Source organism: Streptomyces sp. NPDC093071 (assembly GCF_044754545.1).
GTDB lineage: Bacteria > Actinomycetota > Actinomycetes > Streptomycetales > Streptomycetaceae > Streptomyces.
Map to the genome: position 1 here is coordinate 1,048,806 of NZ_JBIVPH010000002.1, position 19,344 is coordinate 1,068,149.

A 19,344-nucleotide genomic window follows, 5' to 3' on the forward strand; every position below is an offset into this window, starting at 1 on the left:
GCCCAGATGGGAGCGGGTGCGGCGGGCCGGGGCGGGGTCCGGGGACGGCGGACGCGGGCGGAAGCGGCGCCGGGGACCGGACATAGGGGGACAGAAGACGTGTGACCGCACCTCAGCGAACGGCGCCGGGGGCGAAACCAGTAACATGCGGCGCCATGAGCTCCCCCAATGGGCCCGCTTCCGGCCTGCCTGTACGAATGCCTCGACCCCGCCAGTCCGGGCGGCACCGTCGCCCCGAACCCGCGGCGGCGCCCGAGGGCGCTCCCGCACTGGTCCTCGCCGTGCCCGGCGTGCCCTCCGCCGCCATACGCTCGCTGGCCGAAGAGGTCGTGAGCATCGCCCGTTCCGAGCTGCCCGGCCTGGAGGCCGTGATCGGCTTCCTGGAGGGCGACGACGCCGAGTTCCCGTCCCTGGCGAACGTGCTGACGGCCGTCGAGGCGCTGCGCACCGAGCGGTACGAGCTGGCCGTGGCCGCCGGCCGCGAGGTCACCGCCCCGACGGGTCCGGCCGCGGTCGTCGTCCCGCTGCTCGCCGGTCCGGACAGCGCCCAGACGCGCCGGGTCCGCCAGGCCGTGATGGACGGCGGCAACACCGCCGAGCTGACCGACGTCCTCGGTCCGCACCCGCTGCTCGCGGAGGCGCTGCACGTGCGCCTGTCGGAGGCGGGCCTGGCCCGCGCCGACCGCGCCCGCCTGTTCACGGTCACGACGGCCGCCGACGGCATCATCCTGGCCACGGTCGGCGGCGAGGAGGCCGTGCAGGCCGCCGGGATCACCGGCATGTTGCTGGCCGCGCGCCTCGCCGTGCCGGTGATCGCCGCCGCGCTCGACCAGGAGGGTTCGATCGCCTCCGTCGCCGAGCAGCTGCGCGCCGCCGGCTCGGAGCAGCTGGCCCTCGCGCCGTACCTGATCGGTCCCGAGCTGGCCGAGGGGCTGCTCGACGAGGCCTCGAAGGAGGCCGGGTGCGCCGCCGCCGAGCCGCTGGGCGCCTACCCGGCGATCGGCAAGCTGGTGCTCTCGCAGTACTCGGCCGCGCTGGGCATCCCGCCGCAGCAGCCGCAGGGCGCGCCCGCGCTCTGAGGGCGGCGACGCCGTTCGCCGCTCCCACGGAAGGGCCCGCACCGGTCGGTGCGGGCCCTTCGGCGTGTCCGGCCGGGGGCGGCGCTCAGCCGAGGACGACGCAGGAGGCCGCCGGGGCCTCGATCGCGCCCGCGCGGGCCGGGACGCCGGTGTCGGGGTCGACGGCGAACCAGGTGACGTCGCCGGAGCGCTCGTTCGCCGCGTACAGGTGCCGTCCGGAGGGGGCGAGGGTCAGGTCGCGGGGCCAGGTGCCGCCGCAGGGCACGGTGGCGGTGAGGACGGGCTTCGTGCCGTCCGGGTCGAGGGCGAGGACGGCGAGGGTGTCGTCGCCGCGGATCGCGGCCCAGAGGAAGCGGCCGTCGGGGGCGACGACCACCTCGGAGGGGTAGCTGGGGCCGGGGGTGTCCTCGGGGACGACGGGGGTCTCGCCGAGCGGTTCGAGGGTGCCGGTCTCCGCGTCCCAGCGGCAGACGGTGAGGACGGGCTCCAGCTCGTGCAGGACGTACGCGTGGGTGCCGGACGGGTGGAAGGCGAGGTGGCGCGGGCCCGTGCCGGGGCGCAGCGCGGTCTCGCCGTGGAGGACGGGCGCCCCGGTGGCGGGGTCGAGGGCGTAGATCCACACGGAGTCGGTCCCGAGGTCCACGCTCAGGGCCCAGCGGCCGCTGGGGTCGGGGAGCACCTGGTGGGCGTGCGGGCCGCTCTGGCGGTCCGTGACGGGCCCGCCGCCCTCGTGGCGCAGGACGGCCGAGGCGGGGCGGACGGCGCCGTCCGCGGCCAGGGGCAGGGCGGTGACGCTGCCGGAGGTGTAGTTGGCGGTGAGGAGGTATCCGGCGGCCAGGGAGAGGTGGGTGGGTCCTGCGCCGTCGACGGGGACGGGCGCGCCGAGCGGCCGGGGCTCGGGTCCGGTGACGTCGAAGGCGGCCGCGGCGCCCGCGTCGGTCTCGGACACGGCGTACAGCAGGGGTCCCGCGAGGGCGAGGAAGGAGGGGTCGGCGACGGCGTCGCTGGCGCCGGTGACGGTCAGCGCGCCCGTCTCCGCGTCGACCTCGGCGACGAGGACCCCGCGGCCGCCCGCCGAGGTGAAGGAGCCGATGTAGGCGCGGACCGCGCCCTCGTGCTCCCGGTCCCGAACCGTTCCTGTGTCGCCCACGGCGTCTCCCCTGTCCCGGTGCCGGTCGCGTTCGGCCGGCCGTTCCGCGGCCGACGGTAGCAGGGGTCTAGACCAAAGGGCCGGAACCGGGGATCGGTTCCGGCCCCGCGTCGGAGCGTTCCGGCTCAGGCGGCCGGGACCAGGGGCGCGCGCGGGGAGGTGCGCAGGGGCGCCGCGAGGTCGACGAGCGCCTGCTCCAGGCCGTGCAGATGACCGAGGGCGGCCTCGGCTCCGGGGTGGTGGCGCGGCACCCCGGCCGCTTCGGCGACCGAGGCCCGTATGGGCTTCGCCGGGGGTACGAGGGCGTGGACGGCGGCCTCGACGCGCCAGGCGGCGGCCGCGAGCCGGGCGTCGTGGGAGGCGTCCGGGTCGGCGGCGACGGCGGCGAGGCCCCTGATCTCGCGGGCGCAGTCGTCCAGGAGGGCGAGGACCCGGCGGGCGCGGGCCTTGCGGGCGCGCAGCGGGCTCAGCGGGTGCACGAGCGGGGCGAGGGAGAGCCGGACCCGGCCGAGCAGGAGTTCCAGTTCGGCGGCGTGCGGCGCCGGGTCGGCGTCCGGGTCCCCGGCGAGCCGGCGGGCGGCGGCCGTGGTGCAGGTGTGCACGCAGGTCACGGCCCGCTCGATCCAGGCGTTGGTGGCGGCGTGCGTGGTCACGGGCAGCAGGGCGACGCCGATCGCGGCGCCGATCGCGCCGACGGCGGTCTCCTGGAAGCGCAGGACGAGGAGGCCGGGGTGCAGGACGCCGAGCAGCCCGTACAGGAGTCCGGCCATGACGGTCACGAAGAACATCATCCAGCTGTACGACAGCGGGGCGGTGTAGAAGATCCCGAAGACGCAGACGGCGACGAGGAGGGCGGTCGGGGCGGGCGCGCCGCCCAGCGGGACGGCGATCAGGAGCCCGGCGGCGATGCCGGTCACGGTGCCGAGGACCCGGCGGAAGCCCCGGACGAGGGTCTCGCCGCGCGAGGCGGTGTTGACGAAGATCCACCAGGCGGTGCCGACGGCCCAGTACCAGCGCTCGGGGGAGATCAGCTGGCCGGCGGCGAGGGCGACGGCGCAGGCGACGGTGGCCTGGAAGGCCTGGCGGGTGGTGGGGCGGGCGAGGCCGGCGCCCGGCAGCGGGACGGGCGCGGCGGGCGGCGGGACGCGCCGCTCGATGCACCAGGCGCCGAAGCGGACGGCGCCGGAGGCGAGCAGGGCGAGGGCCACGGCCGCGTACAGCTCGGGCAGCTGCGCGGGGAGCGCGTGCAGGAACTGCGTCACGAAGAACTGCATGAAGGCGAAGATGCCGAGCGCGTGTCCGCGCGGGCCCCAGCGGCGGGCGTAGACCCCGGCGAAGACGACGAGGAGCCAGGTGGCATCGCGCAGGAGGGGGGCGTCGTGGAGGAGGGTCGCCAGGGCGAGGACGGGGAAGCCGGCGGCCGGCAGCAGGGCGGTGGTGACGGCCTGGCGGCGCACGGTCGGGTCGCCCACGGTGAAGAGGGCGAGCAGCGCGGCGAGGCCGGCCGTGATGGAGGCGGTGAGGGAGAACCCCGCGAGCTCGGCCAGCGCGACCGCGAGGCCGATGCCGAGAACCGCCCGCAGGGAGACGCGCAGTCGGACGAGGCCCGGATCCGGGGCCACGAACATCTTCTTCACGGCCAAGGCCGCCCCCTTGTCTTGCCTTTCGCCGGCCGCGCGGCACCCCGGGGTGGTGGGGTCGCGCGGACACGACGAAGGCGCCGCGGTCCGGACCGGCCTCGTCGCCGCCCCGGCGCTGCGCGGCGCCGAAAGTACGTGGATACGACACAGGAAAACATCCGGAGCCCATTGGCTCAACTCAACGCGGATGCACTGGTCCATTGGCCCGGTTCGCCGATCATCTTGTGCTCCACTGGTGGGCCAACGGACCATTTCCGCCGGATCGCCGTCGTCGCGGCGGACGGGGCGGCGGCCCGGATTCCGGCGGGAGGCGGTCCCGGGCCTCGACGGTTCGCCCCACACCTGCCTATTCTCACTTCTTACTTACCCGTCAGTAACAGTTCCGCGCCGTCGTTTCGGAGGATCCCCATGCCCCGGCCCGCACGTTCCGCCCTCGCTCTCGCCGGCCTGATGGCCGCCGCGGGCACCGCCCACTTCCTCGTCCCGAGGCCGTTCGACTCGATCGTGCCGCGCGCCCTGCCGGGCAGCCCGCGGACGTGGACGCGGGTCAGCGGGGTCGCCGAGCTGGCGCTCGCCGCCGGTCTCGTGGTGCCGGGCACGCGCCGGGCGAGTGCCCGCGCGACCGCCCTCTTCTTCGCGGCCGTCCTCCCGGCCAACGTGAAGATGGCGTACGACTGGCGCCACCGCCCCGCGGCGGCCAGGGCCGTCGCCTACGGCCGCGTCCCCCTCCAGCTCCCCCTGGTCCTCTGGGCCCGGCACGCGGCCCGCGCGGAGGACTGAGGACCGGGAGCGCGAAGGCCCGGGAAGCGTAGAGTCGGCCCCGGGCAGGCGGGACCGAAGGAGGCGGGCGGGGCATGGCGGTGGACGAGCTCGACACCCGGATCCTGCGGCTGCTGATCGAGCAGCCGAGGACGAGCGTGCGCGAGTACGCGCGGATCCTGGGCGTGGCGCGGGGCACCGTGCAGGCCCGGATCGACCGGCTGGAGCGGGACGGGGTGATCACCGCGACCGGGCCGGTCCTTTCCCCCGCCGCCCTCGGCCACCCGGTGCTCGCCTTCGTGCACGTCGAGGTGACCCAGGGGCATCTGGACGAGGTCGGGGACGCCCTCGCGGCCGTGCCGGAGATCGTGGAGGCCTTCTCCATCACCGGCGGCGGCGATCTGCTGACCCGGGTGGTGGCGCGGGACGCCGGACACCTGGAGGACGTCATCCAGCGGCTCATCCAGCTGCCCGGGGTGGTCCGCACCCGGACCGAGATCGCCCTGCGCGAGCGGGTCCCCCACCGGCTGCTGCCGCTGGTCGAGGCGGTCGGGCGGGGCCCGGAGAATCCCTGAACTTCCCACCCGGGCTCGCAGATGCGGCGAAACGGGGCCATTTAGCCTTGCATACGCGACGGCCCGCTGCTTAATCTGCGCCCATGCAGTCCTACACCATCGGGCAGGCGGCGCGTCTGCTGGGCGTGAGCCCCGACACGGCACGCCGCTGGGCCGACGCGGGCCGGGTCACCACCCACCGCGACGAGAACGGCCGGCGGCTCATCGACGGCCGCGACCTCGCCGCCTTCTCCGTCGAGGTCGGACAGGGCGCCGCCGGGGACGGCGAGGAGCCGTACACCTCGGCGCGCAACGCGTTCCCCGGGATCGTGACCGCGGTCAAGCTCGGGGACGTCGCGGCCCAGGTCGAGATCCAGGCCGGTCCGCACCGGCTCGTCTCGCTCCTCACCCGGGAGGCCGTGGAGGAGCTGGGCCTCCAGGTCGGGATGCGGGCCACCGCGCGCGTGAAGTCGACCAGCGTGCACATCGACCTGGCCTGACCCTCCGGGAGCGGCGGGCTCAGCCCACACCGCGGGCGACCAGTATCGCCACGTCGTCCTGGGCGGTGCCCCCGAGGAGCCGTACGAGGACCTCGTCGCACAGCGCGTCCAGGGGCCGGTCCAGGGGGCGGAGCGCCCGGGCGAGCTGCCCCATGCCCTCGTCGAGGTCCCGGTCGCGGGCCTCGACGAGGCCGTCCGTGTAGAGGACGAGGAGTCCGCCCCCGGGCAGGACGACCTCCTCCGTGCCGAAGTCGTGGGCCCCCGTGCCCAGCGGGGTGCCCGGCGGCCCTTCGAGGAAGCGGACGGTCCCGTCCGGGGTGGCGACGACCGGCGGCGGATGGCCCGCGCGGGCGATCGTCCAGCGGCCGGTGGCCGGGTCGTGGACCGCGTAGACGCAGGTCGCCATCTCGTCCTCGCCGAGGTCGGCCACGACGGCGTCGAGGGAGCTGAGCATCCGGGCCGGCGGGATGTCGTGCCGGGCCAGGGTCCGTACGGCGGTGCGCAGCTGGCCCATGACCGCCGCCGCGTGGATGCCGTGGCCCATGACGTCGCCGATGACGAGCCCGGTCCTGCCGCCGGGCAGGGCGATGGCGTCGAACCAGTCTCCGCCGACGTCGTGGGAGCTCGCGGGCAGGTAACGGCCGGTGAGTTCGAGACCGGTGACGGCGGGGAGCACGTTGTTGGTGAGGGAGCGCCGGAGGGTGAGGGCGGCCTCCCGCTGGGTGGTGTAGAGACGGGCGTTGTCGATGTTGAGGGCGGCGCGGGCCACCACCTCGTCGATGAGCACCCGGTCCTGCGCGTCGAAGGGCTCGCGGGTCCGCAGCCGGGTCACCGTGACCGTGCCGAGGACCGTGCCCCGGGCCACCAGCGGAACGACCCGCGCCGAGCCGATGCGGCCGGCGAAGTAGGTGCGCAGCGGCTCGGCGCGCGGGCCGCCGAAGAGGGCCGGGAGGTCGGACGCGTAGAGGTCGGTGGGCCGCCCCTGCGCGACGGCCCGCTCGTACGCGGAGTCGAGCGGGATCTGGAAGGTCTGGCCCGGCACGAGCTGGGAGGTGGGGGCGGCCGGTTCGGGGAACCGGGCGGCGAGCCGCCGCAGCACGCCGCGGGTGGAGGCGGCCGACTCGTCCGGCGCGAGGACCGACTCCAGCATCTGCACGTCGGCCGAGTCGGCGAGCTGCGGCACCAGGAAGCGGACGGCCTCCTCGGCCGTCCGCCCGAGGTCCAGGGTGGTGCCGATGCGGGCGCCGGCCTCCGCGAGCAGGGCGAAGCGGCGGCGGGCCCGCTCGACCTCGTCGTGCGCCTCCTGGCTCTCGGTGATGTCGACGAGGGAGGCGATGAGCCCCAGGGGCCGGCGGTCGCCGCGGTCGAGGAGCGGGGCGTACGAGCAGGACCAGACGCGGTCGCGGCCGGGGTCGGCGGGGGTGCGGCCGACCCGGCGGGCGTCGACGACGGCGGTGCCGCCGTGGAGGACCTGGCGCATGAGGGCTTCGAGCGAGTCGGCGTTGACGCCGGGCACGACCTCGGTGAGGCGGCGGCCCACGTGCTCGGCGGCCGGGACGCCGTTCATCCGGGCCAGGGCGTCGTTGACGCGCAGGAAGCGCAGGTCGGGGCCGAGCAGGGCCAGGCCGATGGGCGACTGGGTGAAGAGGCTCTCCATCGCCGCCAGGTTGTCGCGCATCCGCAGGACCTCGGAGGTCTCCACGGCGATGAGCATCGCCCCCGTCCGGCCCTCCGGGTCGGCCGCCGGCACGATCCACATCTCCATGGCGACCGTGTGGCCGTCGCGGTGGCGGACGGGCAGGGTGCCCATGATGGTCTCGCCCGCCTGGACGCGGAGGGTGAGCCGGTCGGCGAGCTCCCGGTTGGCGTCGGGGACCAGGAGCGGGGCGGCGAGCCGGCCGAGCACGTCCTCGGGACGGTGGCCGAGGAGGTCCTGGGCGGCGAGGGACCATTCGACGACGCGGCCGCCGGCGTCCTCCCGCCAGAGGGCGATCGGCAGCAGCTCGCGGAGCACGCCGGCGTCCCCCACGACCGCCCGGGGCGGCTGCGGAACCCTGCTCGACGACTGGTGAGTCTCCAACGCATCGCCCTACGCCTCGGCCCGGCCCCGGGGGGAGCAATCCCTACCGAATCACCCTATAGGAGACAGTGACGGCGGGCGCTGCGCGTGCGGCCGATCGGTGATCCCGGCCGCTCGGGGGCGGAAGGTGACAGTACGGCCCGGAAGCGGCGAAGATCTGGACGGACGCCCCCGGGCGGACCCGTACGCCCCCCTTTCCCGGGGCCCCGTACGGGCCTCCGGAGGCCGGCGGGTGGACGACGTGTACGGCGAAGCGGGGCGGCGGCCCGGCCGGGGGGCCGGTGCCGCTCCGAGGACCAGAGAACGACCCGAGTACAGGGGTGCGCGCGTGAGCAGAGTGATCGACGGCCGTTTCGAACTGGTGGAGCGGCTGGGCGGCGGCGGCATGGGAACGGTGTGGCGTGCCCGGGACCTGGCCCTCCACCGTGACGTGGCGCTCAAGGAGGTGCGCCCGCCGGACCCCGCGATGGCCGAGTACGACACCGAGGGCGCGCGGACCCTGCGCGCGCGGGTGCTGCGGGAGGCCCGCGCGCTGGCCCGGATCGTCCACCCCAACGTGGTGACGATCCACCACATCGTGGACGCGGGCGAGGGCACCTACCCGTGGCTCGTGATGGAGCTGGTCACCGGCGGCTCCCTCCAGGACCGGCTCGACCGGGGCACGATGAGCCCCGCCGAGGCCGCCGGAATCGGCCGCGAGCTGCTCTCGGCGCTGCGCGCCGCCCACGGCCTGGGCATCGAGCACCGCGACGTGAAGCCCGCCAACGTCCTGCTGCGGCCCGACGGGCGGCCGGTCCTCACCGACTTCGGCATCGCGGCGATCCAGGAGTCCACCGCCCTGACCGCCTCGGGCTCCATCATCGGCTCGCCCGACTACATGGCGCCCGAGCGGATCCGGGGCGGCACGAGCGGCCCGGCGGCCGACCTGTGGTCGCTGGCCATGCTGCTGTACGTGGCGGTGGAGGGCCGCCATCCGCTGCGCCGGGAGAACACCCTGGCGACCCTGGCGGCGGTCATCTCCGACGACGTGCCTCCGCCGGTCCGGGCCGGCGCGCTGACCGGCGTACTGACCCGGCTGCTGGTACGGGACCCGGCGGCGCGGCCGGACGCGGAGGAGGTCGACCGGGCGCTGGCGGCCGTCGCGTCGGGGACGCCGGGGGACGACGGGGCGGTACGGGACCGGGTGCCGGGCTTCGGGGAGCCGGGGACGGGTCCGGGAGCAGCGGGTTCGGGGGCGGTCGGCTTCGGGGCGCCGGGGGCCGGGGGCTTCGAGGCGCTGGGGTCCGGGGGCTTCGGGGCCGGGGCGTCCGGTCCTGGTACGGGGTTCGGGGCGCCCGGGGCCGGGTTCGGGGGGCCTGGAGCCGGCCCCGGCCCCGACTCCGGCCTCGGCTCCGGCTCCGGCTCCGGGGGGACGACGTCGTTCCGTCTCGCGCCGCCGTCGGCGGGACCGGCGGGCTTCCCGGGCGCGTCCTCCGCGACCGCGCCGGTGAAGGACGCTCCCGGGCGGCGCGGGCGCCGGACCCTCGTGGCGGCCGCCGTGGCGGCGGTCCTGGCGGTGGGGATACCCGTCGCCGTCGTGAACTGGGACCGGGGCGCGCACGAGCCGGACGACAAGTCGACCGCCGCCCCCTCGCGGCAGGGGCCGGGCGCCCAGAAGCCGGTGGAGTCCACGGCGCCCACGACGGCACCCGCCGAGGAGCCCGCGGAGGAGGCGACCGCCGGGAAGCTCGACCTGCTGACGCCCGCCGGGATCCGGACCGCCGTCGAGGCGGTCCAGGCGGCCTCGGGCAACACCAAGGTCACCAGCTTCGTCGTGTACCCGGAGTACGCGATGGCCGAGGCGATGGTGAAGGGCAGCACGAAGCGCTACGACCGGTACATGTACCGGGGCGGGGACGTGGCCGTCCGGCAGGGCCCCGGCGGCACCGCCTTCCCCGGCGCGGTCCCGGTCGACCTGGACTCCTTCGCGTGGGACGCCCTGCCGGCCCTGATGAAGCGCGCCGAGAAGGAGCTGGGGGTGGCGGAGCCGACCAGCCGCTATCTGGTCGTCACCCCGGCCTCGACGCTCACGGGCAACGACGCCGGGATGAGCGTCTACCTGTCCGACGCGTACGGGTCGGCCTACATGGCGGCCGACGCGAAGGGCCGGGTGACCTCCGTCTATCCCCGCGAGGACTGACGGCCGGGACGGGCCGCTCCGGGGCGGCCTAGGGTGGCGGAATGCTCCCGCCCGACGACCGCGCCGCCCTGGACCTGTTCGACGCGCACCTGGAGGCGCTCTGGGACGGGAAGGACCTTCGGCACGGTCCGGACGGTCCCGTCGGCGAAGGGGGCGACGAACTCGTCCGCTGGGCCCTCGACCGGCTCCGGCGCGTGCCCCGCGAGCCGGCGGACGCCTTCGTCCGTCACGTCGGCGGTCTGCTCGTGGAGTTCCGCGGCCGCCGCTGCCCCTGGAACGCGGCGGCGCTGCGGCTGCTGGACGACACGTACACCTTCGTGGCCACCGGGCCCCGGCGGCACGAGGACTGGGCGCACGACGTCCATGCCGTGCTGCACCGGGCGGTCCCCGATCCCCGGGGCTGGATCCGACTGGACGGGGACCGCCTCAACACCGCCCGCCACACGGTGCCCTCGTACCCCTTCGCGCCTCCGGGCCCGGCGGAGATCCCGGGGCGCCTCCACCCTCTGGAGGCGGAGGCGGCGGTCGGCGCGCTCGCCGTCATGGCCGAGGAGTGGCAGGCGGAACCCGCTCCCGTCCGCTCCCGCCCCGACCGGGACGCCCTGCTGGCGGACGCCCGTACCCTGCTCGACCGGTACGGGCCCACGGCGCGCCACTGGACCAACGCGACGGCCGCCGCCACCGACCCGGCCCCGGACTTCCTCGCGGCGGGCCTGCGGGGCACGCGGTCCCACACCTTCCTGACCTCGGAGTACATCAACGGCCTCGACCTCTTCGAGGACCTGGGCGTGATCGTGGTGAACGACGACGAGGTCGGCGTCTTCTGGTCGTTCGGGGCGTACTGACGCCGTACGGGCGGGCCGGGGGCGTGGGGTCCGGGGGTGGAAGGGATACGGATAAGGTGGCGGTCGGCCCCGGATCCGGGCCCGTATCCATTGCGTTCTCCCACGAATCGAGGTAGCCGGACCATGGCCGCGAGCCGCGAGCCGCGAGCCGCGAGCCGCGAGCCGCGAGCCGCGAGCCGCGAGCCGCGAGCCGCGAGCCGCGCGTAACGGGTGAGTCGGGCGTACGTTGGCGAGGTGGCCATGGACACTGAACGGCCCCTCCGCGTCCCCGTGGGGCGGGACGCCGAGCGGTGGCGGACCTTCCCCGGCGAGCGGACGCTCGTCGTCGCCGCGCGGACCGTCGTCTCCACCACCCGGGTCCTGGAGTGCCTGCCCGCCGTCCTGCGCGACGACAGCCGGGTGAGCGTCGTCTTCGCGTACGACCCCACCTCCGCCTTCAACGACGGCGTCCTCGACCTGCTCCACGACTCCGGCTGCCGCGTGATGCCCTGGTCGCAGCTGGGTGACGTCTCCCCGGACCTCGTCCTCACGGCGAGCGAGAACGTCGACGTCCCCGAGGGGACGTGCCCCGTCCTCGTCCTCCCGCACGGGATCGGCTTCCAGAAGTACGTGCCGGACTCGCGCGCCGACCGCGTGCGGCTCTCGGGTCTGGTGCCCGACGCGCTCCTGGAGGCGGGGCGGGCGTGGCTGGCCACCTCGCACCCGGACCAGGACGAGCAGGTGCTCGCCGCGCACCCCAAGGCCGCCGGGCGGACGCTGCTGGTGGGCGACCCGTGCTTCGACGAGCTGGCGGCGAGCGCCGCGCTGCGCCCCGCGTACCGCTCGGCGCTGGGCGTCGGGGACGACCGGCGGCTCGTCGTGGTCAGCTCGACCTGGGGGCCGACCTCGCTGCTCGGCGAGCACCCGGACCTCCCGGCGCGGCTCCTCGCAGCGCTGCCCCACGACACGTACCGGGTGGCGGCGATCGTGCACCCCAACGTGTGGGCGGCGCACGGCGCCTGGCAGCTCCGGCGGAACCTCGCCGCCGCGCTCGACGCGGGCCTGCTGCTCGTGCCGCCGGCGCACGCGTGGCGCTCGGTGCTGCTCGCCTCGGACCTGGTCGTCGGGGACCACGGGTCGGTGACCCTGTACGGCGCGGCGCTCGGCCGGCCGGTGCTGCTGGGGGCCTTCGGGAGCGACTCGGTGCCGGGGACGGCGGCCGAGGTCCTCGGCCGGCACGCGCCGCGCCTCGCCCCGGGCCGGGACGCGCGCGGTCAGGTGGAGGCCGCGTTCGAGCCCGCCGCGCGCGCCGGGTACGCGGGGGTGGCAGAGCGGGCGTTCAGCGAACCGGGCCGGGCCCTCGTACGGCTGCGCGCGGTCCTGTACGAGCTCCTCCGGCTGCCCGAGCCGTCGTCGGGGCCACCGCCGGTCCGGGCCCTCGCCCCGGTGCGGGTCCCGGCCGAGCCGGTCACGTCGTGGCGGGTGCGCACGCGCGTGACGGTCCGGGACGGCGGGGCGGGCGCGGTCGTCGGGATGGAGCGGGTCCCGGCCGCGGTGGCGTCCGGTCACCGGCCGGAGTCCCCCGGCGCGTTCGAGCACCTCGCCTGCACGGACACGGAGCGCGACCTGCGGACCGCCGAGAGCGCGTCGGTCGTCCTGGCCGCCGCGCCCGCCGCCTCCGGGGCGGCCGCGCTGCGCTGGATCGACGGGACCCTGACCTCCCGGCCGGGCTGCCTCGCGGCCGCGGTCCCGCTCGGCGCGGGCGGCTGTCTGGTGGGCCTGCGCGACGGCCGGGTCGTCGAGGCGACCGGCCCCGGCGGCGCGCACGGCCCCGAACGCGCGGCGGCGGTCGTGTACGCGTACCTGCGCGCCGGCCTCCCCCTGACCGGGACGGCGTCCCTGCGCGTCGACGGTCGGCCCGGGGAGGACTTCGTCCTGCGCGTCCGCGCCCCGGAGGGGACGACGGGGCGCGGCTGAGCGGCCCCGCTACTCGCCTCCCCACGCGCGCAGGCGGGCCCGCAGGGCCGGGGCGAGGGGGCTGCCGCCCTCCTCGTGGATGCCGGCCGCGCGGTCCAGCCAGCCGGGGACGTCGGCGCGGCGCAGGCCGGTGCGTTCGGCGATGTCCGCGAGGGCGACGAGGGCCTGGGCCTCGTAGTGGGTGGCCCGTTCCGCCCGGAGGGTGGCGGCGGCGTCCTCCAGGGCGCGCATCGCCTCGCCGGGGTCGCCGAGGTGGTCGTGCGCGACGCCGAGGGCGGCCGTGGCGCGGGCCGCCATGCGCGGGTCCCGGCACTCCGTCAGCATCCGGTGGGCGGCGTTCAGGGTGTCCAGGGCGGTCGCGTGCTCACCGGCGGCGTCCTGGGCGCAGCCGAGGAAGTACGTGGCGATGGCCGCGCCGCGCGCCTCCCCCGCCCGGGTGTTGAGCTCCAGGGAGGCGCGGTAGGAGGTGACGGCGCGGGCCGGGTCGTGCCGGTCCCAGTACCGTCCGTCGAACTCGCGCACGGAGGCGCTGACGACGGCGTCCCCCGCGACCTCGGCGCAGGCGAGGGCCGTGTCGAGCTCGGTCCGGGCCCGCTCGTCCTCCCCCAGGTCGAGCAGGGGCCGGGACAGCAGGCTCCGCAGACGGGCCTCGGCGGCCGGGGCGACGGCCGTCGCCGCGGCGGCGGCACCCAGGGCGAGGGACTCCCGCCACGGGCCCAGGGCCCGCCGGTGGAGGAAGAGCACGCTGTACGCCTCGGCCAGCTGCCACACCGGGGTGTCCAGGCCGCCCCGGGCGGCTCCGGTGCGCAGGACGGCGAGGACGTCGGCGCTCCGGCTCTCCAGCCAGGCGAGCGGATCGACGCCGGCGGGTCCGGCGAAGGGGTTCGGGGCGTCCGCCAGGAGCGCCCCGAGGTCGGCGACGCGCAGCCTGTCCTCGCGGATCGCCCGGTCGGCGAGGGCCGTGAGGAGCAGGTGGTGGGTGAGGACCCGGGCGACGAGTGCGGACTCCGCGCCGGGCGGCTCCTCGGCGTCGGCGCGCTCGCGGGCGTGCAGCCGGACCAGGTCGTGCATGTGGAAGCGGCCGTCGGCGGTCCGTTCGATCAGGCCGTCGCCGGCGAGGCGGCGCAGGAGCGGGGCCGTCGCGGCGGGCGTGGCGTCGAGGGCGGCGGCGGCCGACTCGACGTCGAAGGTGGCGCACGGGTACCGGCCGAGGCAGCGGTAGAGGCGGGCGGCGTCGGGCGGAAGCAGGCGGTACGTGGGGTTGAGTACGGCGGACATGGAGTGCTCCTCTCCCAGGGACAGGGCGTCGAGCCGCCGGTTCTCGTCGGCGAGCTCCCCGGCCAGGTCGGCCGCCGTGAGCGAGGGGTCGGTGGCGAGGCGGCCCGCCGCGATCCGCAGGGCGACGGGCAGGCCGCCGCACAGGGCGACGAGGCGCTCGGCGGCGTCCGGGTCGGCGGTGATCCGCTTCCCGCCGTGCTCGGCGAGCAGCCGCAGGGCGCCGGCCGGGTCGAGCGGCTTGAGGGCGAGGATCCGCGCCCCGTCCAGGGCCAGTTCGCCGAGTGCCGACGTGCTGGTGACGAGGACGGCGCTGCCGGGGCCCTTGGGCACGAGGGGCCGGACCTGGGCCGGGTCGCCCACGTCGTCCAGGACGACGAGCAGGCGCCGGTCGGCCGTGCGGGTGCGGAAGAGCGCGGCGCGTTCCTGGAGCGAGTCGGGCATGTACGTGTCGAGGACGCCGAGTCCGCGCAGGCACATGGCCACGGCCTCGGAGACGTCGCCGCCGGACTGTCCGCGCAGGGCGGCGAAGTCCACGTACAGCTGGCCGTCGGGGTAGCGCTCCCGGGTGCCGGCGGCCCAGTGCCAGGCGGTCGCGGTCTTGCCCACGCCGGGCAGTCCGTGGAGGACGCCGATGCCGACCGGGGGCGGCGCTTCCGGGGCGGAGGGGGCGGGCGGGCCGAACCAGCGGTCGAGTTCGGAGAGGTCGGCGGTGCGGTTGACGAAGGCGGCGGTGAGCGCGGGCACCTGGTCGGGGCGCGGCCGGGGGGCGGGAGGCTGGGGCACGTAGACGTTGATATCGCCGTGGACCGGCGATCCCTGGAAGACCGGGCCGTGGTTCACCCCGGCGCTGACGTACGCAACCGTGCCCGGCGTCCCGAAGGCGGCGACGATCTCCTGGAGTTCGGTCACGGCGGCCGGGTCGTCCCGGAGGGTCCGGAGGAACCTCTCCCGCCACCGCTCCTCGATCGCGGCGGCGGTCGCCTCGTCCCCGGCGGCCCGGGCGGTCGCGACCTCGTGTCCGGCCGCCTCCAGTTCGGCGACGACCCGGTCCGCGTCCCGGCCGGTGTCCTGCCCGTCCGGCCCGTCCTCCCCGTCGGCCGGCGTGCCGGAGCCCCGTCGGCGGAACAGGCGCCAGTCCCGCGCCTTCGCCTGCTCCCAGAGGTCCGAGACGACGAGCCCGAGCACGGTCGTCGCTCCCGACATGGCGAGCACCGTCAGCTCTTCCACCGCTCCCCCATCGTGTCGCGCGGAACGCCGACGAGGCGTCCCGGCTCCACCGTAGAGAGATCGACAAGCCTTTGAACAGCCCGCTCGCCGTCGTTCCGGGACGGGTTCGTGGCGCGTTCCGCTCGCTAGGGGCCGGGCGGTCAGGCCTTGCCGGGGGCCGTGAACGTGACGGCGGAGGCCGGTGCGGTGACCTCCGCGTCGCTTCCGAGGGCGTACGCCGCCACCCGGGAGGCCGTCGCGGCCGGGATCGTCTCGCTGACGCCCGGTACCGCCGGGACGTCCTGGGTGGCGTGGGCGTCGTGCGGCACGACGACGCGGTAGCCCCGCGCCAGGGCCGTACGGGCGGTGGCCTGGACGCACATCTCCGACATCACGCCGCAGACGGCGACCGCCCGCACTCCCGCGCCGGTGAGGACGCCGCCCAGCGGGGTCCGCCGGAAGCCGTCGTCCTCGGGCTTGCGGATCACCAGTTCCAGGGGGCCGGGCTCCACCGGGTGGTGCAACTCCCAGCCGGGGGTGTGGGGTTCGTCCTCGGATCCGGGCGGGCCGTCGTTCTGGAGGTGGACGACGAGCGCTCCGTCCCGCCGGGCCCGGGCGATCAGGTCCGCCGTCCGGTCGACGAGCCGTTCCGCCGCGGGCACGGCTCCGGCACCGGTGACGAACGCCGACTGCACGTCCACGACGAGCAGGGCGTCGACGGGCGGGATCTCCACGGGCTGCGCGCTGTCGGTCATCCCGCCATCCTCGTCCCCCACCGGGCCGTGCCGCCACGGGATTTCGGCCGGAGGGAGGACCGGTGGTCAGCCGTCCGCCGGGCGGGACGCCCTGGTCAGGAGCCACCGGCCGGAGGCGCCCGTGACCAGGAGGCCGACGAGCAGGGCGACGAGGGAGGCGCCGGGGCCCGACGCCCAGTCGACCTGCGGGGCGTGGACGGCGAGGACGACGGCGGCGGCAAGGGCCACGGACGGCACCGCGACGAGGGCCGGACGGAGGCGGGTCAGGTCGTCCTCGACCAGGGAGGCGAGGACGCCGACGCCGAGGGCGAGCGCCCACACCCCGAGGCCCTGCGCGTCGGCGCGGTTCACCGTCCAGGGCACGAGCGGGCCCCAGAAGGCGGGGAAGGCGAGGAGTCCGGCCCCGATGCCGAGCCAGCCGGAGCCGAGCACGGCGAGCGGCGGCTTCGACCAGCCGGGCAGCGGGGCGGCGGGAACCCTCCGGCCCGTCTCCGCCGGCCGGGCCCGCACCCGGTACTGCGCGACGAGGCAGCCGACGGCGCCGAGCGCGAGGGCGCCGAGGGTGGCGACCCAGCCGAGGCTGAACAGGACGAGGAACAGCGGGCCGCCCTTCGCCGCCCGGAGGCTTCCGCCGTTCAGCAGGCTGACCGCGAAGAGGCCGACGAGGACGGTCGCGAGCGGCAGGACGAGGCTGCGGACCTCCTCCCAGACGCGGGCCCGGCCGACGGTGAGGAGGGCGGGCGCCACCCCGGCCATCGCCGCGCCGAGGAGGCCGGGGCTGAGCGCCTCCGGGGACACCCAGGCCCCCGCCGCGTATCCGGCCAGGGCGGTGGCGGCGAGCAGGGTGCCGACGGTGAGGCTGACGCCCCCGACGACCTTGCTCAGGACCACGACGCCGGGCGAGAGGTCCCGGCCGACGGGTGTTCCCCCGTCCACGGCGGCCTGTTCTCCGGTGGTGCTCATGCCCGTTCCCCTTCCCCGCCGGTGACCGGTGCGGGACCCGTGTGTACGAGGGCCGGTCGCGCCTCCCGCCGTTTCACGACCTCCCGGGCGTGCAGGATCCGCAGGCTCACCACCGTGACGGCCGCGTACGCGAGGACGCCGCAGCCGATGCCGACGCCCGCGATCAGGGCCGTCGGCCGGTCGAGGCCGAAGGTCCGCTCCAGGACCGGGGCCGTCACCGCCGAGAACGCGGGGGCCAGGCACAGGGCGGCGAGGTGCAGGGTCCACTCCTCGGCGGCCCAGAGGGACCCCCGGGCGCGGGCGCGGACCGCCCGCACGGCGATGACGGCGTACATCGCGCCGTACGGGACGAGGTACGCGAGCAGGAGCCGCCGTCCCGCCGTGCCCCCGTCGAGGAACGGGACGGTGAGCCAGGCCAGGCCCGCGGCGCCCGCGAGGTGGGCGGCGGCCAGGACCGGCGCCGGGCACCAGGTGCCGGTCAGGCCGGGGACGGCGGTGCGGTGGTCGAGGGCGCGGGAGGCGAGCAGTGCGCCGAAGGAGACGAGCGCGCCGAGGTGCATGATCGCGACGCGGTTGACGTCGAGGATGTCGAGCCCCGGGTAGAGCCGGGGCAGCGCGCCCCATTCGAGCCGCAGCAGCGGAGCGGTCATCAGGAAGCCGTAGCAGAGCAGCGTCCAGCGCTGGTGCAGGTCGGGGAAGCCCCGGACGGCGGCCAGGACGCCGAAGGTCACGCTGCCGACGGTGCCCACCAGGATGGTGGCGAGGACGATCCAGAACGCGGCCCCGCTGAACGCCTCCTCCGGCGGGGTGCGCACCAGGTAGAGGGCGGCGCCCGCCATCGACGCGTAGACCGTGACGGCGAAGACGGTCCCGGCGGCCCGGTGCAGCCGGATCCGGCGCCGGACGGCCGAGAGGAGCTGTACGGGCCCGAGGAGCATCAGGAGGCCGCCGAGGACCGAGTGCACGATCAGCGGGACCAGGCTGCGTGCGTACGGTTCCGTCCGGTCGCGGACGGCCTCGGCCACGAACTCCGGTGAGACGGTCCGGCCGAGGGCCCATTCGCCGAGGGCGGGCGCGCCCGGCCTGGCGTACGGCCAGAGTTCGGTCACGGCGATCGGCGCGTACGCCAGGCAGACCACCGTCACCGCGAGGGCGGCCGCCCGGCCCCACCTCGTGCTTGCCGGACGTCCATGTTCCACGGCGGTTCCCCCTGTCACCGTCCCCGCGCGCTCACGACCGCGATAGTCCTGTCTGGACCATGGAGGGACTAGGGAGGAAGGTAGGGCCACCCCGGGGCGGGGTCAACCGGTCGGTAACAACAATCCCGCGACGGGCTCCGCGACGGCCGTCAGGGCTCGCGGCTCTCGACCCACTGCCAGAAGTCGACCATCATCCGCTCGTAGCGGATGCCGAACTCCAGCGCCTCGCGCTGTCCGCGCGTCAGCAGTTCGCCCACGTCGCGGGCGAGTTCCTCGTACGCGTCGAGGGTCCGCCGGTGCTCGTCGACCTGGACGGGGGCGTGGACGCGGGGGCTGGCGCCGAACCACAGCTTGAGGATGCCGCGTTCGCGGGCCTCGACGGGGACGAAGGCCGGGTCGGCGAGCCAGTCGCGCAGGGCGGCCGCCCCTTCTCCGGTGAGGCTCATCAGCCGCCGGTTGCGGCCTCCGGGCTGCCGCACCTCCGAGAGCAGCCCCGCCTCCAGGAGCCGGTCGCACTGCGCGTAGACCTGCGCGTGGGGCATGGACCAGAACGGTGCCACGGTCCGCGCGGCCTCGACCTTCACGTCGTACGGAGTGGCCTCGCCCAGCTTGTCGATGATGCCGAGCACGAGGTAGGAGGGCGTGGTCAACCGGACTTCAGACATGCGGCGACCGTACCCCGGGGGCCCTTCCGCCCGGCGGGCCCGCGCCACGGCCGCCGCTCACGCGGCGGGGCCCACCGTGCCCGGTCCCGCGCCCGTCCCCGGCCCCGGTCCCGTCCCCGGGGTCCGTTCCCGCCGGGGCACGGGGACGCCCGACAGCAGGGTCTCCGGCCGGAGGAGGTCGCCGAGCGCGGTCAGACGGATGAGCCGGAGGATCCACGGCTGGTCGCACAGCAGCCGCCAGCGCCTCCCCCGCTCGCGGGTGCGCTCGGCGCAGCGGGCGAGGAGGCCGAGTCCGGTGGCGTCGCAGAAGGTGAGCCTGCGGACGTCGAGGGTCAGGTCCCCGGACCCCCGGGCCAGGGCGTCGAGTTCGGGCCGCAGGTGGCGCACCAGGACGAGGTCGAGCTCGCCCCGGAGCGCGACGACGGTGAGTCCGTCGGCCGAGCGGACGACGAGATGCGGTTCATGACGGGGAATCGGCTGCACAGGCCCCTCCACTGGTTGGCTCCACGTGTCGGGTCGAGCCTTGCCGATTCCCG

16 protein-coding genes are annotated in these 19,344 nt (G+C 76.3%); 7 read left to right on the forward strand and 9 right to left on the reverse strand.

The window, feature by feature from the left end:
• Positions 1–155 precede the first annotated feature (155 nt).
• Entirely contained in the window at positions 156–1,079 is a 924-nt protein-coding gene (locus ACIQD7_RS10210; RefSeq protein ID WP_402441220.1) for a sirohydrochlorin chelatase, read from the forward strand.
• 85 nt (positions 1,080–1,164) lie between these two features.
• On the opposite strand, the gene ACIQD7_RS10215 is transcribed toward ACIQD7_RS10210, so the two are convergent.
• Both ACIQD7_RS10215 and ACIQD7_RS10220 read right to left on the reverse strand, forming a co-directional pair.
• Positions 1,165–2,229, reverse strand: a complete 1,065-nt coding sequence (locus tag ACIQD7_RS10215) for a lactonase family protein (protein WP_402441221.1) — start codon at positions 2,227–2,229, stop codon at positions 1,165–1,167.
• Positions 2,230–2,354: 125 nt separating this feature from the next.
• Entirely contained in the window at positions 2,355–3,857 is a 1,503-nt protein-coding gene (locus ACIQD7_RS10220; protein ID WP_402441392.1) for an FUSC family protein, read from the reverse strand.
• 420 nt (positions 3,858–4,277) lie between these two features.
• Between ACIQD7_RS10220 and ACIQD7_RS10225 the strand changes: the two genes are divergently transcribed.
• From ACIQD7_RS10225 to ACIQD7_RS10235, 3 genes are all read left to right on the forward strand, one after another.
• Positions 4,278–4,649 (forward strand): hypothetical protein, encoded by a 372-nt coding sequence (locus tag ACIQD7_RS10225; RefSeq protein ID WP_402441222.1) that lies wholly within the window; start codon positions 4,278–4,280, stop codon positions 4,647–4,649.
• A gap of 74 nt (positions 4,650–4,723) precedes the next feature.
• On the forward strand, positions 4,724–5,203 hold the full coding sequence (locus tag ACIQD7_RS10230; protein ID WP_402441223.1) for an Lrp/AsnC family transcriptional regulator: 480 nt from the start codon (positions 4,724–4,726) through the stop codon (positions 5,201–5,203).
• A gap of 83 nt (positions 5,204–5,286) precedes the next feature.
• Positions 5,287–5,682 carry a molybdopterin-binding protein gene (locus ACIQD7_RS10235; RefSeq protein WP_161371999.1) on the forward strand — a complete coding sequence of 132 codons (396 nt, stop codon included), beginning with the start codon at positions 5,287–5,289 and terminating at the stop codon, positions 5,680–5,682.
• A 19-nt stretch (positions 5,683–5,701) separates the two neighbouring features.
• Here the strand turns inward: ACIQD7_RS10235 and ACIQD7_RS10240 are convergent, their stop codons facing one another.
• Positions 5,702–7,762, reverse strand: a complete 2,061-nt coding sequence (locus tag ACIQD7_RS10240; protein ID WP_402441224.1) for a SpoIIE family protein phosphatase — start codon at positions 7,760–7,762, stop codon at positions 5,702–5,704.
• A 328-nt stretch (positions 7,763–8,090) separates the two neighbouring features.
• Between ACIQD7_RS10240 and ACIQD7_RS10245 the strand changes: the two genes are divergently transcribed.
• From ACIQD7_RS10245 to ACIQD7_RS10255, 3 genes are all read left to right on the forward strand, one after another.
• Positions 8,091–9,941 carry a serine/threonine-protein kinase gene (locus tag ACIQD7_RS10245; protein ID WP_402441225.1) on the forward strand — a complete coding sequence of 617 codons (1,851 nt, stop codon included), beginning with the start codon at positions 8,091–8,093 and terminating at the stop codon, positions 9,939–9,941.
• A gap of 41 nt (positions 9,942–9,982) precedes the next feature.
• Positions 9,983–10,786 (forward strand): hypothetical protein, encoded by an 804-nt coding sequence (locus ACIQD7_RS10250; protein ID WP_402441226.1) that lies wholly within the window; start codon positions 9,983–9,985, stop codon positions 10,784–10,786.
• Between the two features lie 240 nt (positions 10,787–11,026).
• A complete protein-coding gene (locus ACIQD7_RS10255) occupies positions 11,027–12,742 on the forward strand; it encodes a hypothetical protein (protein ID WP_402441393.1) in 1,716 nt (571 codons plus the stop codon).
• Between the two features lie 9 nt (positions 12,743–12,751).
• On the opposite strand, the gene ACIQD7_RS10260 is transcribed toward ACIQD7_RS10255, so the two are convergent.
• The 6 genes from ACIQD7_RS10260 to ACIQD7_RS10285 all read right to left on the reverse strand — a co-directional run bounded on the left by ACIQD7_RS10260 (position 12,752) and on the right by ACIQD7_RS10285 (position 19,291).
• The gene (locus ACIQD7_RS10260) at positions 12,752–15,247 is read right to left on the reverse strand and encodes a hypothetical protein (RefSeq protein WP_402441227.1); all 2,496 of its coding nucleotides are present in this window, start codon (positions 15,245–15,247) and stop codon (positions 12,752–12,754) included.
• Between the two features lie 140 nt (positions 15,248–15,387).
• Entirely contained in the window at positions 15,388–15,981 is a 594-nt protein-coding gene (locus ACIQD7_RS10265) for an isochorismatase family protein (protein WP_121831222.1), read from the reverse strand.
• A 66-nt stretch (positions 15,982–16,047) separates the two neighbouring features.
• Complete coding sequence (locus ACIQD7_RS10270) at positions 16,048–16,944, reverse strand: hypothetical protein (protein ID WP_402441228.1); 897 nt, start codon at positions 16,942–16,944, stop codon at positions 16,048–16,050.
• On the reverse strand, positions 16,941–18,143 hold the full coding sequence (locus tag ACIQD7_RS10275; RefSeq protein WP_402441229.1) for a DUF2306 domain-containing protein: 1,203 nt from the start codon (positions 18,141–18,143) through the stop codon (positions 16,941–16,943). Before ACIQD7_RS10275 ends, ACIQD7_RS10270 begins: the two co-directional genes overlap by 4 nt.
• Positions 18,144–18,292: 149 nt before the next feature.
• Positions 18,293–18,808: a PadR family transcriptional regulator gene (locus tag ACIQD7_RS10280; protein ID WP_163013870.1), complete on the reverse strand. Its 516-nt coding sequence runs from the start codon at positions 18,806–18,808 to the stop codon at positions 18,293–18,295.
• Between the two features lie 57 nt (positions 18,809–18,865).
• Positions 18,866–19,291 (reverse strand): STAS domain-containing protein, encoded by a 426-nt coding sequence (locus ACIQD7_RS10285; protein WP_402441230.1) that lies wholly within the window; start codon positions 19,289–19,291, stop codon positions 18,866–18,868.
• Positions 19,292–19,344 lie beyond the last annotated feature (53 nt).